At 66.7% G+C, this 1,472-nt stretch carries 3 protein-coding genes; 2 read left to right on the forward strand and 1 reads right to left on the reverse strand.

Going from position 1 to position 1,472, the window contains the following annotated elements; all coding sequences use genetic code 11:
* Nucleotides 1–513 (reverse strand): MobA/MobL family protein (locus AB5Z54_RS09820; RefSeq protein WP_368161412.1); only part of this gene is annotated, 513 nt, incomplete at its 3' end.
* 348 nt (nt 514–861) lie between these two features.
* Here AB5Z54_RS09820 and AB5Z54_RS09825 point away from each other — a divergent pair.
* Entirely contained in the window at nt 862–1,191 is a 330-nt protein-coding gene (locus AB5Z54_RS09825; RefSeq protein WP_368112890.1) for a hypothetical protein, read from the forward strand.
* A 2-nt stretch (nt 1,192–1,193) separates the two neighbouring features.
* A partial coding sequence (locus tag AB5Z54_RS09830) for a hypothetical protein (RefSeq protein ID WP_368161414.1) occupies nt 1,194–1,472 on the forward strand: 279 nt, incomplete at its 3' end.

Genomic DNA, 1,472 nt, shown 5'->3' on the forward strand with positions numbered 1-1,472 from the left:
GGGCATACGGTCCCCGTGTTCGTTCTCGCAGAGATAGAAGCACTGGCCCGTCTCGTCCTTGGTTTTCTGCACGAAACCGTCTGCTTCAAGGTCGAGCGCGGACACCAATATATGCGCGTGTGGGTTGCCGCCATGGGCGCTGTCGTGGATCGCCCAGTCGCAGGCCTTCGCGGGGAACAGGGCGCAGAAGTCCCGCACGCAGGCGCGGCGCCCGTCCTCGTCGAGCTCGATCGGCAGCGCGAATTCGTAGCGTTTCGCGACGAGCGTCTTGCCGCCGCCGCCCTCGACCCAGACGCGCTCGGCCTCGTTCCAGAGCTCGCCGCGGCCCACGGGCGGGACGCCGGCGGGAAGGGCAAGGCCCTCGTCCAGGACGCGTTCCTTTCTGGCGTAGTCGCAGACCTCGCCCGTGCGCTCCTCTATGAGTGTCTGGCCTGACTGGTAGGCAGCCTTCTTGACGGCCCCCGCCCCGGTGGCAGGGGAGCAGCCGCGCACGTTCAGGTGATAGATAGCCATCGGTCGAGTTCCTTTCTTGGCAAAGGGCGCAGTCGCGCCCTGCGCAGCGGTGCTGGTGCCATGAGCCGCGGTCGGCGAATGGCGCTGGCAGCGCGGAGCGCAAGGGAGCGGGACGCGACCGCGCAGCCCCTCCACCGTGGACGTGAGCCGCCCAAGGCGAACGGGCGCGATGGAGTGGGCGGAGAGCCGTCCGCAGGACCGCACGCCACGCTGGACTTTTGCCGCGGCAAAAGTACTGCGAAGTGCGCACTACCTCTGGTAGTGACGAGTCCCACTAGTGAAATTGTACGGCGCATTGGGGTAAACTTGCAAGTGAATGACACCCCACGACAAGCAAGGAGAACGGGCATGACGACATCCATCAGCGAGCAGATCGCGAAGAAGAGGGCGGCTGCGGAGAAGAAGGCCGCCGAGGCTGCGGCGATCAAGAAGGAGATCAGGAAGCTCGAGCAGAGGCAGGCGGCGGCCGAGCGCAAGGCGAGGACGCACCGCCTGGTCGAGGTTGGTGCCATCTTTGAACAGGCCACGGGCCTCACGTTCGACACCGAGGACAGCCGCGCCATCCTGTCCGAGGTCCTGAACCAGCGCCTGCGGTACAACGACGGCAGCACATCGACCCGAGGCGAGGACATCGCCGCGGCCTGCGGCAGCAGGCAGGGCGGGGGCCAGCAACAGTGAACGTGAAACTCTATTACGCGCCCGAGCGTGACACGGCGGGGCGCCCCGTAACCTACTCAGACGGAGGAAGGTTCGCCGGGTTCGTTCGCCGCGGCAGGATCGAGAGCTATTACACCAGGGCCGACGGCAGCGCAGCGATCACCATGGAATACTTGGGCGTCTCCCCTGACGGCCTGAAAGTCGAACTGTGGTCGGCACTTGAGGACGATCCCGGCGACGCACTCGACAGCCGCGCCGCCGCCTGCGGCGATGAGCGCGGGTACGCCGCGGCGTCTGAGGCC

Origin of the sequence: Collinsella aerofaciens (assembly GCF_040910185.1) — a bacterium.
In the GTDB taxonomy this organism is placed as follows: Bacteria; Actinomycetota; Coriobacteriia; order Coriobacteriales; family Coriobacteriaceae; genus Collinsella; species Collinsella aerofaciens_BF.